General features: G+C 59.0%; 12 protein-coding genes. 3 read left to right on the top strand and 9 right to left on the bottom strand.

Annotated features, from left to right (window positions below):
- The 7 genes from FZF01_RS00330 to FZF01_RS00360 all read right to left on the bottom strand — a co-directional run.
- Window positions 1–1928: TonB-dependent receptor (locus tag FZF01_RS00330; RefSeq protein ID WP_223825334.1), on the bottom strand; the 1928-nt coding region annotated here is incomplete at its 3' end.
- Window positions 1929–2072: 144 nt separating this feature from the next.
- The gene (locus tag FZF01_RS00335) at window positions 2073–2606 is read right to left on the bottom strand and encodes a CIA30 family protein (RefSeq protein ID WP_188434321.1); all 534 of its coding nucleotides are present in this window, start codon (window positions 2604–2606) and stop codon (window positions 2073–2075) included.
- The gene (locus FZF01_RS00340) at window positions 2599–2961 is read right to left on the bottom strand and encodes a DUF2237 family protein (protein WP_150276123.1); all 363 of its coding nucleotides are present in this window, start codon (window positions 2959–2961) and stop codon (window positions 2599–2601) included. The genes FZF01_RS00335 and FZF01_RS00340 overlap by 8 nt, the downstream gene beginning before the upstream one ends.
- A 28-nt stretch (window positions 2962–2989) precedes the next feature.
- The gene (locus tag FZF01_RS00345) at window positions 2990–4069 is read right to left on the bottom strand and encodes a lipocalin-like domain-containing protein (protein ID WP_150276124.1); all 1080 of its coding nucleotides are present in this window, start codon (window positions 4067–4069) and stop codon (window positions 2990–2992) included.
- Window positions 4059–6530 carry an ABC transporter permease gene (locus FZF01_RS00350; protein ID WP_150276689.1) on the bottom strand — a complete coding sequence of 824 codons (2472 nt, stop codon included), beginning with the start codon at window positions 6528–6530 and terminating at the stop codon, window positions 4059–4061. Before FZF01_RS00350 ends, FZF01_RS00345 begins: the two co-directional genes overlap by 11 nt.
- Entirely contained in the window at window positions 6530–7195 is a 666-nt protein-coding gene (locus FZF01_RS00355) for an ABC transporter ATP-binding protein (protein ID WP_150276125.1), read from the bottom strand. Before FZF01_RS00355 ends, FZF01_RS00350 begins: the two co-directional genes overlap by 1 nt.
- Complete coding sequence (locus tag FZF01_RS00360) at window positions 7188–8276, bottom strand: AraC family transcriptional regulator (protein ID WP_150276126.1); 1089 nt, start codon at window positions 8274–8276, stop codon at window positions 7188–7190. Before FZF01_RS00360 ends, FZF01_RS00355 begins: the two co-directional genes overlap by 8 nt.
- 117 nt (window positions 8277–8393) lie before the next feature.
- Between FZF01_RS00360 and FZF01_RS00365 the strand changes: the two genes are divergently transcribed.
- A complete protein-coding gene (locus FZF01_RS00365) occupies window positions 8394–9305 on the top strand; it encodes a TauD/TfdA dioxygenase family protein (RefSeq protein ID WP_150276127.1) in 912 nt (303 codons plus the stop codon).
- A complete protein-coding gene (locus tag FZF01_RS00370) occupies window positions 9298–10089 on the top strand; it encodes a 2-keto-4-pentenoate hydratase (protein ID WP_150276128.1) in 792 nt (263 codons plus the stop codon). The genes FZF01_RS00365 and FZF01_RS00370 overlap by 8 nt, the downstream gene beginning before the upstream one ends.
- Before the next feature lie 260 nt (window positions 10090–10349).
- Here FZF01_RS00370 and FZF01_RS00375 read toward each other — a convergent pair whose 3' ends face one another.
- Window positions 10350–12137: an acyl-CoA dehydrogenase C-terminal domain-containing protein gene (locus FZF01_RS00375; protein WP_150276129.1), complete on the bottom strand. Its 1788-nt coding sequence runs from the start codon at window positions 12135–12137 to the stop codon at window positions 10350–10352.
- 319 nt (window positions 12138–12456) lie between these two features.
- Here FZF01_RS00375 and FZF01_RS00380 point away from each other — a divergent pair, with 319 nt between their 5' ends.
- The gene (locus FZF01_RS00380) at window positions 12457–12816 is read left to right on the top strand and encodes a hypothetical protein (RefSeq protein WP_150276130.1); all 360 of its coding nucleotides are present in this window, start codon (window positions 12457–12459) and stop codon (window positions 12814–12816) included.
- Window positions 12817–12934: 118 nt separating this feature from the next.
- Here FZF01_RS00380 and FZF01_RS19480 read toward each other — a convergent pair.
- A partial coding sequence (locus tag FZF01_RS19480; protein ID WP_223825335.1) for an acyl-CoA dehydrogenase C-terminal domain-containing protein occupies window positions 12935–13566 on the bottom strand: 632 nt, incomplete at its 5' end.

A 13566-nucleotide genomic window follows, 5' to 3' on the forward strand; every position in this document is an offset into this window, starting at 1 on the left:
GCCCGGGCATCCAGCGCCAGACCATTTACGCCCGGTACCATCCAGTCAACGCCCAGATTGGCCTGGGTAGTCGGCGAGCCGATAGCTTCGTTGCCATCCACATCTGCGTCCAGCAGGCTGATGCCACCGAGCAGCGACAGACCCGAGACCGGCTGACCGAAGGCGCTCAATTCGAGGCCGCGATTTTCCTGATGGTCGACAATCTTGTAGGTATTGTTCTCCACGCCGCCAATCGGCTTGCGGCTCTGGAATACGCCTACGCTGCCGCCGAACCGGCCACCGTCATACTTCAGACCAATTTCGCTCTGCCGAGTCTTGTAAGGCTCAAGCACTTCACCCTCGTTGTTCAGCGGCGGCTGACCGGAGCCGGCATTGGCCACATCACCCTTGACCAGGCCTTCAATGTAATTGGCATAGGCTGAGAACTCGGGATTGATCTGGTAAACGATACCGGCGATTGGCGTGACCGCGCTTTCCGAATACTCCGCAGTCTCAGCGCCGGAAGTCGCGTCATAGCTGTGGGTCTCGATGTTCTGGTGGCGGGCGCCCAGGGTGACCAACAAACGATCGTCCATCAGCGCCAGCGTATCGGCCAGGGCAACACTGCGAGTATCAACTTCTTCGGTCACCAGCGGACTGTCGAAGCTACCGCCGATAAAGGCAGTAGTCGGTGGCGCGGCGACGTCGGTCGGCGCGTACAGATTGCTGCCAAAACCGGCGAAATCGGAGAAACCGAACGCGTTGCGCGACTCGGAGGAAAACACCGCTGCCGACAGCGTGACCGTGTGACCTACAGAGCCGGTGGCGAAGTTGCCGCGCACGCCCGCTTCACCGGTCTTTACCTCGTCTTCGCGCACATTGTTGAAGCGATAGGCGTTGGTGTCACCCGCAGCATTGATCAACGTGGGGTTGGCGAAATCGCCGGACTCTTCCCCATTGCGCAGACCGCCAGCAATCCAGCCAGTCAGATTGTCGCGGAAATCGTATTCGGCGCGCAGGGTCCCGAAAGTGTCCCGGGCGCTGGAGTAGGTCCAGGGCTGGGCAATGCTTTCAGAAGCGTCCGGTGCGGACGGAATATCCAGACCGGGGGCGATGGTTATATTCGGCTGCGACCCGTCCAGACGATGATCCTGATAACCCACATCGGCTGAAACCCGCATGTTGCCCTCGCGGAAGTCGGCGCCCAGCGCGACCACATCCAGCTCGGTGGACTCACCATCAACGGCGGTATCGCCATCGCGACGCGCCATGTTCAAACGCAAACCGAAGCGGTCGTCCTCGGAACGGCGAGCGAAGTCACCAGCCACATAGGCCTGGCCGCCGGAGCGTACCCCGGCAGTGACCTGGCTCAACGGCTGGTTCGGCGCCCGCTTGGGCACGATGTTGATAGCGCCACCCAACCCGCTGCCGCCGGGCGCAGCGCCATACAGAAAGGCATTGGCGCCGCGCAGCACTTCAACCCGCTCGATGAACTCGGTACCCAGATACTGACGTGGCAGCAGACCGAACAGGCCGTTGTAGGACATGTCATCGGAGAAGATGGGCAGACCGCGTACCAGATATACCTGCTGGAAATTACCGAAGCCACGGGCCACGCGCACTGCTGGGTCGTTGATCAGCACCTCACCAACGCTGGCCGCCTGCTGGTCTTCGATCAGCATCTCGGTGTAGCTGGTCAGCGCAAAGGGCGTTTCCATGTAGTCCTTGTTACCCAGAATGCCAATCCGCCCGCCGCTTGCCACCTGACCGCCGGCGTAGGGTGCCGGCAGGCCTTCGGCGGAGGCATCCGCGCTGGCACTAACCACTGTGGTAGGCAGCTCGATTGCACTGGCCGGCTCATCCTGAGCAGATGTTTGGGCATGCGCCAGCGGAGCCAGTGCCGTTAGCGCCAGGGAAAGGGCGGAAAGCTTGAAATAAGGAGTCGGCATGGGAGGCAGCTCTGAAGGATAAGTAAGGGAAACCGTAACGACAGAACGCACGCGTGGCGCACAAATATGTTCGTCGTAATACAAACGGTTCGCATTCTACTTATCATGCAGAAACTTTCCCACCCCTTTTTGTTCAGCATTTACTCAGATGTAGAAACCGGCCCGGCGCACGCAGACATCGACGTCGAACGCTTCGCCAATGGCAACCACTGCAATGCTCTTGATCTGCGCGGGGTCCAGCTCAATGTCAGTACGATGAGGGCTGAGCTGCGAGTAGGGTATATTGAAACGGATCCAATACGGCTCCACCCGCAGAGTATGGCGATAGGATTGCCAGGGCCTGTCCAGTTGGCTGGTCTTGATATGCAGATTGTATTCGTGGGCGGGGCCGCACAATTCGATAAACAAGCCTTGGAAATTGGCCAGGGAATACGCCGGCCCGATATCCAGCTTCATCTGCACAAAGCCGCCATTGTTATCCAGACTGGTCTGCCCGGTCAGACAGCTAGCACTCGAATTGCTCCGCTCGCACTGACTAACCCGTGCATTGGACACGCCACCCATCACCTGATCGCTGATCGCCACCCAGGGCGAGGGCACATCACGCTGCGCTCGATAGACATCGATCAATCGATCCTCTTCGACTTGAGGACCGTGTACCTCCAGAGCCTCACTCATACGCCTGCAACACCTCAAGACTGATGATCTCGGTCGCCTTTTCGTGGCAGGCATCGAGCAACACCGGAGGTGCAACGCCCGCCTCGTAGGCTTCTTTCCAGCGACTGGCGCAAAGGCACCACCTGTCACCCGGCTTGAGCCCGGGAAAGTCCCACTCGGGCCGGGGCGTGATCAGATCATTCCCGCGCTCCAGGCTGTATTGCAAAAAGGTGTCGGTCACTACCGCGCAAACCACATGCCGGCCGAGGTCGGCATCACCGGTATGGCAAAACCCGTCCCGGTAAAAACCGGCTTTGATTTGATTGCAACATGGCTCCAGGGCGGTGCCCAGAACGTTCTTCGCACTGTTGGCCATTGCGTGTTCTCCTTTTACATTAAATTAGTCAGTACCCGGTCATCTCAAGATAGCCGACACCAGTGTGGCTACCAGTAACCTTGATGGGACCCTCCCAATAGGGGATCCCGGTGCCCATCCACGCCTGCTCGTTCAGCGCCTGCACTTCGATATCGAGCCCCTTGCCTGTCACCTGCAATCGCCAATGGGTCGGCAGAGTGCGTCCTGCGACCTCGGTTTGCGCCAGCGGGGTCATGGTGATGAGCTCCTGGTCCAGCGGCTCGCTGACTCCGTTCGGGGTAATCCAGGTGCCCGAGTAAAAATGACTGCCATCGTCACTGCGCAGGCGAAAAAGCATCAATTTGTTGCCATCGTGCAGATGCAGTGAAAACCAGTCCCACCCCTGCTGATCCTCTGCCAGCGGCTGACTGCTCCATTCCCGGTCGAGCCAGGCACTGCCGCTGACCTTGTGTTGTTCCCCTTGCCACTCGATTTCGCCTTCAACCTGATAGAACGGCTGGCTGTAGTACCAGGACGCTTGGCCACGATCCGATTTGCGGCTGAAACCGCGTTCACCATGCAATACCAGCGGCCCCTCTGCCTGCAGACTTAATTGGTATTTGAAACCCTCCGAGGCGGCGCTGACCTGCAGGGGGCTTAGCTGCCCGTCGGCATCACCTTCCAGGGACCAGTCATCAATCCAGGCTTGGAAAGGCTCGACCCGCACGCCAGCCTGACCTATACCTCCCCGGGCCAGGCGGTCGGCATGCTGATGCCCATCGGCATGGGTCAGGCCGGCGTGGCCAAGCCAGACCTGCGCACTTTGCCAGCCATCTTGTGCCTCTTGCTCGTTCTGCGGAGCCATGGCCTGACGAAAGAGTGTCCATTGTGCGCCCCACGCCTTGCCCTGCTCATCTGTCAGGTTGGCGGTGACGTACCACCATTCGATCCGATAGTCGGGGTGGGCGGCAAAATCGGCTGGAAAGCGCAGCGGCTCGCCCGGGGTAACGGCGCTGAAACCTTCCGCCTCACTTCCCAAACCGGCAAAGCCAGCAGGCGCGGTCGGCGGGGAGCTGTCACAGGCCGCCAGGGAGCTCAGAATCAATGCGCACAGCCATTTAGGCACCATGGGTAAAACTCCTCAGCAAGCGCGCGGGCCCGGTGCGCATGATGCGCCAGGCAGGGCCGATGCTCGCCAGCAATACCGCGGCCAGGGCCAGCAACACCAACAACAACCATTGCCGTGGAAACCAGTGCCAGGGCAGGCGCCAGCCGAATGCCTGCACATTGACCACTTCGACCAGACACCAGGCCAGCGCCAGCCCAAGCGGAATGGCCAGCGCGCAGGTAAGTGCCGCCAGAACGAGCATTTGCGCCAGACTCAGCAGGGCCAACTGGCCCGGCCGCAAGCCCATTGCCCAGAGCGGTGCAAGCTGACTTAGTCGGCTGTCGGCCAGGCCCAGCAAGCTGGTAAACAGCGCCACCGCGGCAACCCCCAGGGTCAAGGTGTTAAGCGCGGCTGTGGCAGAGAATGTCTGTTCAAATATCTGCTGCGAATAGGCTTTCAGGGCAGCCTGATCAATCACCCGGCTGTCGCCCAGATCAAACTCTGTGCGCAGGTCGGAAGCTATCCTGGGCGCGGCGGCGGGTTCAGTCAGTATCCCGATACTGGTCAGTGGCAGATCGGGCCAACGCTGTTGCAACCCGGCGGCAGATACCAGCATCTGGCCCTTGGGATTACCATAATCGGCATAGCGGCCCAGCACGTTCAACGGCCAGACCCCGGCAGGGGTGTCCAGCATCAAGGTATCACCCACCGCCAGATCCAGACGGTAGGCAAGTTGCTCGCTGACCATGGTACCTGTGCCTGCAACCAGCTGAGGCCAGGGATCCGGGGCGTTTTCCAATAGTGGCCAGGTGTCGGCGTAGAGCGGGTGGTCAATAACACCGCTCAGCTGGGTGGGCCAGCCGCCGACACGCGTGTCCAGCTGCCAGCTGGGTAGCTGTGCGTGCACCTGAGGCTGATGGTTCAGCCATTTTTCAATGACATCCGCCTGTTGCGAGTCCAATGGACGCACATAGATATCGGCAGCCAGACGCTGGTCCAGCCAGCCGGTGAAGGTCTGGCGAAATCCTTCGGTCATGCTGCCCACGCCAATATTGGCAGCCAACGCCAGCAGCAGCGCCATCAGGGCCACGCTCAAGCCTGATAATTGCTGCTGACTGTCCGCCCAGAACCACTGCCGCACCGGACCGCCACGGCGCAACTGGGCCACTCGCAATATTGCCTGCAGGCACAGTGGCAACAACCAGGCGGCGCCCAGCAACAGGCAGGCGAGCAGACCAAAGCCGGCAAGCAGTGAGTCGCCCCAGAAAATCAGCCCGCCGGCCACCAGCAAGAGCAGCACACCAAGTACCGTTTGTCTTTTGATCATTCGGCCCTGGGCCTCTCTCCACGCCTGCGGTCTGGCCCAGGCCAGCACCGGCAGACGCATCGCCGCGAGCACACTACCTCCACCGGCAATCAGGGTCCCGAGCAAACTCATGCCCAACCCGGTAAGCCACCAGAGTGCATCCAGAGATAACTGCCCCGCCACCTGGGCACCATACAAGCCTCGCAAACTGGCCGCCAGATCACCAACCAGTAACGCCGCGAGCGCAAAACCGCTGAGTACTCCGAGACTGCCGCCCAGCAACGCCAGTATCAGAAGTTCGAACAGAAGAACTGCGAGCAGTGTCTTGAGACTGACGCCGCAGGCGCGCAACGTCTGCAGCAGACCACGACGCTGCTCCATGGCCAGATTGGCCGCAGCATGCACGATAAAGAGCCCGACCACGAAAGCCAGCAGACCCAGGGCGGTGAGGTTGAGGTGAAAACTGTCGGTCAGCCGCACCAGGTCATCCTCACCGCGGGTCTCCCAGACCAGCGACACACTCTCCGGCAGCGGCGGCAGGTCAGCGGCGAAGCCAGCGGCAACCACCAGCTGAGTGAGCTTTTCAGTCTGTTCCAGCAGCCGCTGTGCCTGACCAATATCCACCAGCAGCATGCCCGGCGGCAGGGTATCCACGACATGCAGCGGCGGAAGCTGTTCACCACTGGCCAGAACCGGGGTGTCACCGGCGGCAAGACCAAGTTCGCTAAGGGTATCGCCTGCGATCCAGGTAAGGCCCGGCGCCAGCATGAACGCCTGTAGCTGGCTCTGATCGCCGGCCTGGGTGGCAATGGTCCCTTCGCCGGGCAATGTCAGCGGCTCAATCCCGGTCAACTGCAACCGCCGCGTACCCTCGACACCGACCAGCTCCACTGTCCCGCTCAACATCGGCGACACCGGCCACCCTGCGCGGCGCAGGGTGATGAAGTACTGCTGGGAAAAGGGCTGACCTGCCGGGTCTACCAGGGCGGTTTGGGCGCTGCCAGTGAACAATTCCGCAGCCCGATCATAGCTTTCACGCGCCTGACTGTTCAGTGCCTGCACGCCGGTCCAGAGTGCCGTAGCCAACCACAGCCCGACCAACAGACAGCCGGCCTGCAACGGATGCCGACGCCAATGGCTGAGCAGGGTGTGCAGTACCCAGCCCCAGTGTCGGATCACAAATCACTCCCGTGCACTCGTCCAGACTTGAGCATTACCTGACGATCCAGCCGCGCAGCCAGGGATGCACTATGGGTGACCATCAACAGGCTTGAGCCCGCTTCCTGCACCAGCTCAAGAAGCAAGGCCATGACCTCGTCGGCGCTGCCCTCATCCAGATTGCCTGTGGGCTCATCAGCGAGCACCAGCGGTGGCCGCACGGCGAGCGCACGACCAACGGCAACCCGCTGCTGCTGCCCCCCGGAGAGCTGTTCGGGGTAGCGCTGCAGCAGTGCACTCAAGCCCAGCCGCTGCGCGAGCCAGCCCAGCCATTGATCGTCGATACGACCGGCCAACCGAGCCTGAAAGGCCAGATTGTCGACTACTCGCAGGGACGGGATCAGGTTGAACTGCTGAAAAATGACCGCTACCTGATCGCGGCGAAAGGCGGCCCGCGCAGACTCATCCAGGCCGGCAAGCGATCTTCCGGCAACGTGAACAGCGCCGCTATCGGGCTGATCCAGCCCGGCAACCAGATGCAACAAAGTGCTCTTGCCACTACCTGACTCCCCCATCAACGCAAGGCTCCTGCCCGCGTCAAGCTGCAGGCTGACCCCGTCGAGTACCGGAAGCTGCCCTTGTGGGCCTGGATACGATTTTTTCAGGTTGGTTACTTCAAGCACGTTGCGATTCTCCAGAGCCGGGATGCACCAGCGCATTGATCAATGGCTCTAATGTCTGTGTCGGGCGTCGTCTGCGCCAATGGTCCGGCGACAGGCCAGACCAGCGTTTGAACGCACGTGAAAAACTGGCCGCTTCGGCGTAGCCCAATTGCCGGGCGATGCTGTCCAGCCCCAGAGCGCTGTCGCTCAATAGCCTTTCGGCGAGGTTACGCCTGACCCGTTCGTCCAGTCTCCGGTACGGATGCCCCTCCTCGGCCAGACGGCGATGCAGGGTACGCTCGGACAGGGCAAGATGGGCGGCAACAGTTCGCGCCGGAAGAATCTGCCCGGAACGACTCATAAGCAGCTGCATCACCTGGCGCGCTAACGGCGCGTGGATATCTTCAAGGCTGTCACACAGATGCTGACACAGGTTTGCGCATGTTCGCTGGGTTAACGCGTTGGCCAGAGGCAACTCGGCATCAAGATCCGCGTCCGATATAAGCATGGCGTTACGGGGCGCCTGGGTGTTCACGGCACAGCCGAAATGCGCAAGATACAGCTCGGAGGTGCCCGCGCCGGGCACACAGATATCCATTCGCAGTGGTATGAAGGGCCGCTGCAGCAACTCGGAGAAAAGGCACTGCCAGGCAGTCATGCCTCGCTCCACCACCAGGCATTGCGCGTCAGCTGGCAGGACACCCTGATCCATTGTCATCAACACACCCTCAGGGTGATTCTGCAGACTCACGGGACAAATCGATAAGGATAGAGCTCTGAACTGGCTGGTTACGTCAATCGCATCACGCAGGGTGCGGCTCGCCAGCATCGCGTAACCCAGCAGACCCAGACTGGTCAGGTGGTAACGCCGGCCGACCTGCAGCCCAAGACCCGGCATTGAATGTCGAGCGACAAGATTGCGGATCACCGCGAGCTCTTGCCACAGCTCCACGCTTTCAATGCACTCGATATCCTGTTGGGATTCTGCCGCACAAGGTAAACCCGTATTGGCCAGGCAGGCCGCCAACTCGACATTGTTGTCCACTGCCACGTCGAGCAGAAAACGCAGATTGGTGTTATCTCTTCGCTGCCGCCAGTCCACATCATGCCCCTCTTAAAATGGCAGTAACTATCATACGGTGGCACAGTTTATCATGGAGGCAGTATAGGACCTGAGGCATGCTCGGCGGGTATCAACCTATAACAAGAGGTAACTGTCATGCCCGAATTTTTCTACACCTCTGCGAGCAACAACCAGGCACGCAGCAGCTCTCATTTCCGTACCGAGCCCGTTTGTGGCGGGCTCGGTGCCGACATCCACGACATTGATCTGAACAACCTGTCCGAGGATGGCCAGGCGGATCTGCGTCAGGCCTTGCTGGACCACCAGGTGCTTTTCATTCGCGACCAGTCGTTAAGTGTCACGCAGCTCGAAGCGGTATCACAGCGCTTTGGCGAATTCGGCGTGGAACCCTACGTAAAACCCATGGCCGATCACCCCCACGTGGTGCATGTGGTGAAGGAAGCCAGCGAGGGCACGCCATTTGTGTTTGGCGGTGCCTGGCATTCGGACTGGTCGTTCCAGGAACGCCCTCCGGCCTTCACACTGCTCTATGGTCACGACGTACCCAAGGTCGGAGGCGATACCCTGTTCAACAATATGTATCTGGCCTGCGAATGGCTATCGCCGGCTATGCGCAAGATGTTGCTGGGGCTAAACGGTATCAACACACCGGAATATGGCTATGGCCCCAATGCCAAACACAATGCGGGCCTGGAAAGCATGCAGATTCTTTACGGAGAGAATATCGACCACGATGTGCGCAGCCATCCGCTGATTACCCGCCACCCGGAAACCGGCCGCAATGTGCTGTTCGCCAACCCTGCCTATACTCTGGGGATAGAAGGCATGAAGGCCGAAGAGGCGCGCCCCCTGCTGGACTACCTGTTCTCGGTCGCCAGCGCACCGGCGTTTACCTGCCGTATGCGCTGGACGCCGGGTACCCTGGCTATCTGGGATAACCGCTGCGTATGGCACCAGCCGGTGTCTGACTACTTCGGCCAGCGCCGTGAAATGTACCGAACCACTGTTGTGGGTGAAAAGCCCGAACGAGGTAGCCTGAATGAATGAAGAAACTCTTTTCGATCCCAGGGGTGCAGCTCGGCAGCTGTATCAGGCGCGCCGGCATGTCGAGCCCTGCGATCCGGTTGCGGGCACTTACGAGATCGGCATGCTGGAACAGGCCTATACGGTCCAGGACGAACTGATCAAACGGTTCAACACTGCCGGTCACAAGGTAGTGGGCTACAAGCTGGGCCTGACTGATCCCAAGGCGCAGGCGCAGATGGCACTGGATACACCTTTGTTCGGCAAGCTGGTGGAGGGCTGGAGTTTTGCGGCCGGCGCGGAAATACCTACGAGCAAACTGATCTCGCCCCGAGTGGAGGGCGAAGTCGCGTTCATATTCAGTGCCGGTATCAATGATCCCAAGGTGGACGAAGAAACCCTCAAGAACAGTATCAGCAAGGTATTACCCGCGCTTGAAATATGCGACTCGGCGTTCGCCGGTTGGCCGCGCAGTCTGTTTGATGCTGTCGCAGACAACCTGTCATCAGGCTTTTATATGCTGGGCAATGAGGCGAAGGATGTTCGGGAGCTGGACTTCGCAAACATGACAATGCAGCTTTACCGCAACGGAGAAAAGGCCATTGAAGGCGACGCTCGCCAATGCATGGGCAGCCCATTGACGGCGTGCCTTTGGCTGGTCCGCGAACTGGCGGAGCGCGGCACACCGGTCAAGGCTGGTGATGTCATACTCTCAGGCTCGCTGGGCCCCATGCAAAAGGTCGAGAATGGTGACTTGATCCGCCTGGAACTGACCCAGCTGGGCACACTTGAATGCAGCTTCGAGTAGCCTGGGAGGCTGGGGAGTCTGGTCAAATTTCAGACAAAGAAAACCCCGCCGAAGCGGGGTTTTGCAGAACGTTGTTCCTGATCATCCGTGGATCAAGGTGCCTCCAGGCACTGTCCCTATTCCATTTCAAACTTGGTGCGTCCCTGCGTTGCTCCTAGCAAGATCCATATTACGGATCAGGGCAGGGACTGCCCATAGCTGATTGCCACCAGCGCGTGTAAGCCTTTACCTACAAAGCGCTCAATTGCGCATCCCGGCAATCAGAACTGCGCGGCATCCAGCTCGAACAAGGGCTCGCTACCGGAGCGCACAGCTTCACTCAAGGAGTGAATGCGCGGTAACAGGCGCTTGATAAAGAAGCGTCCGGTGCCCAGCTTGGCAGCGTAAAAACCGTCGCTGTCCTGATCCAGCTTGGCCAGAGCGGCCTTGGCCATACGCGCCCACATGTAGCCGTAAACCGTGTAGCCAAACACATGCAGATACTCGACAGAGGCTGCACCGATTTCGTTGGGATTGGTCTTGCTGCGATCAATTACCAGCGCAGTGAGCTCCTCCAGATTGGACAGCGCTTTTTTTAGCGGCTGCACAAAGTCAGCAAGGGCCTGATCCTGGTTGGCGGCAATAAATTCACGAACTTCCTCGGCAAATACCTTGAAGAAGGCGCCGCCATTGGCAACAGTCTTGCGGCCCATCAGATCCAGTGCCTGAATACCGTTGGTACCTTCGTAAATCTGGCCGATACGGGCGTCACGTACCAACTGTTCCTGGCCCCACTCGCGCACGTAACCATGACCGCCCAGCACCTGCTGACCATGCACACAGCTTTCAAGCCCGATATCGGTGAAGAACGCCTTGGCCACCGGCGTCAACAGCGCCACCAGGTCCTCGCCCTTCTTCTTGATCTGCGGGTCGTCGGCAAACTTGCTGATATCCAGCTGCGAACCGACATAGGTGGAGAACGCGCGGCTGCCCTCGGTCATGGCCTTCATGGTCAACAGCATGCGGCGCACGTCCGGGTGCACGATGATCGGATCCGCTGCCTGCTCCGGGGCAATCGCTCCGGTGGGGGAGCGGCTCTGAATGCGCTCGCGGGCATAGGCCACCGCGGTCTGGTAGGACGCCTCGCCACAGCCGATACCCTGGATGCCGATGGACAAGCGCTCATAGTTCATCATCGTGAACATGGCGTTGAGACCTTTGTTCACTTCACCGATGAGGTAGCCTTCGGCGCCGTCGAAATTCATCACGCACGTTGCAGAGGCTTTGATGCCCATCTTGTGTTCGATCGAGCCGCAACTGACAGTATTACGTTCGCCCAGACTGCCATCTTCCTTGACCAGGATCTTGGGCACCAGAAAAAGCGAAATACCCTTGGGACCAGCGGGTGCATCGGGGAGCTTGGCCAGAACCAGATGAATAATGTTTTCTGTCAGGTCATGTTCGCCACCAGTGATGAAGATCTTGGTGCCGGTAACCGCATAGGTGCCATTGGCCTGGGGAACCGCCTTGGTCCGGATGATGCCCAGATCGGTGCCGCAGTGAGGTTCTGTGAGGCACATGGTGCCGGCCCAGGAACCGCCGTACAGGTTGGGCAGATAGGCGTGCTTGAGTTCTTCGCTACCGTGGGCGTCGAGCGCGAGGCAGCAACCTGCTGTCAGTGCCGGGTAAAGCGCAAAGCTGTTATTGGCGCCGTAGACCATTTCCTCTACTTGCACGCCCAGCGTCTTGGGCATACCCAGACCACCAAATTCAGGGTTGCCTCCCAGACCCACCCAGCCGCCTTCCGCGTAGGTGGTGTAGGCCTGCTTGAAGCCAGCCGGGGTCGTCACTACGCCGTCGTTCCATTGGGCGCCTTCTTCATCGCCGCTACGGTTTAGCGGGGCAATGGTCTGCGAGGTGATCTTGCCGGCTTCCTCGAGCATGGCTTCAGCGGTTTCGGCATCGATTGCGCCGTTCAGGCCGGGCAGGCTCTGCCACAGCTTGTCGGCTTCGAATACCTCGTTGAGTACGAAGCGGATATCACGCAGGGGGGCTTTGTAGTCGGCCATGGGACACTCCTCTAGCAGTGGTTGCGCCCGGAACAGTCCGGGAAATGTCACAAGTGTAGCCCGGCAACGTTTTTGGTCATAGCGTCTTTAAATGACTAAATTGTAATTTCCGGTCACATAGCCAATTCGTTGCTTTTGTTATCAAAGGATCGTGCCAGTAAGTATCACAATTGCGCCCTTCAGTCAGGAGCGAACTCTTTGCGACCAAACCCCGCGGCACTGTGACTTTCGCTAAAGCAAGAACATCTCACTTCACCTGGTTGAATGGCACTCCACGATGCCAAACCCCAGGCTCTTAGTCCTATTAGGGGTAAAAAACATGCTTAATACTAATCACCACATTCCTTTCGCCCTTTGCTTTGCGTTATTTGTAACCGGATGCTCAACCTCTCCAACCACTAGCGACCTGATGCGCGACCATGCTGCTGAGCTGAGTGATCAGGTAATACTGAAAAGACAAATAGCCAAGGACTGGGATACGGGGAACAAAATGATTATTGATGGCGAAAAAGCCGTCAAACGAGCAGATCGTGCTGTACGAAGGGCCGAGCGTGAACTTAGTCGCGCCCAAGCCGATCTAGAAAATGCGCAAAATCAAATCAGTGAGGGCGCGCAACTGAAATTTGATAGTGAACAACGCTTTCGCACGCATTTTCCTGATGACTCATTATCTCTCTAGGCTCGATAGTGCGTTGACGTCATAAACATGTGTTTATCTACGCATTAAAAACAAAAAGCCCCGAACCAGTCGGGGCTTTTTTACTTACAGCTTAAAGCTTAAAGCTTGCCGCTGACTCTTAGAACTGCTCGGCAGTCATCTGCATCAGGCTCTCAGCACCGGACTCCAGAGCCTCGACGTGGGCCTGGGCGCGCGGCAGCAGACGCTTGAAGTAGAACTCCTGCGTGGCCAGCTTGGCCTTGTAGTAATCCACTTCGCTGGTGCCGGCATCAAGCTTGCTCTGCGCGGCAATCGCCATCTTCACCCAGAAGAACGCCAGGGTGACGTAACCGGAGAACATCAGATAGTCCATGGCGGCCGAACCGATCTCCTCACGATCCTGCATGGCTTTCATCGCGATCTTCTGCGTCATCTCGCCCCACTGGGCGTTCAGCGCACTGACCTTCTTGATGTAATCACCAAACTGGGCGTTGCCTTCGTTTTCCTTGCAGAACAGGTGCACTTCCTTGGTGAAGGCACGCAGCATCTTGCCCTGGGTCATCAGTACCTTGCGGCCGAGCAGGTCGAGTGCCTGGATGCCGTTGGTGCCTTCATAGATCAGACCGATGCGGCAATCACGCAGTTGCTGCTCCTGACCCCATTCGCGGACATATCCGTGACCACCGAAGATCTGCACACCGTGGTTGGTTGCTTCCAGACCGGTTTCGGTCATGAAGGCTTTACAAATGGGCGTCAGGAACGCCAGCTGCT

The organism is Halopseudomonas salina (assembly GCF_008641105.1).